Origin of the sequence: Bartonella sp. PS17NMGDW, assembly GCF_042193555.1 — a bacterium.
Lineage (GTDB): Bacteria > Pseudomonadota > Alphaproteobacteria > Rhizobiales > Rhizobiaceae > Bartonella > Bartonella grahamii.
Genome location: NZ_JBHILY010000003.1, coordinates 193,333 through 193,621, shown reverse-complemented (window position 1 = coordinate 193,621; position 289 = coordinate 193,333). Strand labels below are relative to the sequence as shown.

Here is a 289-nt window from a genome sequence, read left to right as displayed (position 1 = left end):
ATATTATTGCACAATGGGAACAGAATTGTCTTCAATTGACTGAACAACTTGAGCGAAAAGAGCAAGAGTGCGCTGGATATCAAGATATTATTGCACAAGGGGAACAGAGTTGTCTTCAATTGACTGACCAACTTGAGCGAAAAGAAAAAGAGTGCGTTGGATATCAAGATATTATTGCACAAGGGGAACAGAATTGTCTTCAATTGACTGAACAACTTGAGCGAAAAGAAAAAGAGTGCGTTGGATATCAAGATATTATTGCACAAGGGGAACAGAATTGTCTTCAATT

The 289-nt window shown here is 37.7% G+C and carries 1 protein-coding gene; it reads left to right on the top strand.

All coding sequences use genetic code 11. The features are described from left to right. The coding region (locus ACFIJK_RS03605; RefSeq protein ID WP_375626566.1) for a hypothetical protein at positions 1-289 on the top strand (289 nt) is incomplete at both ends.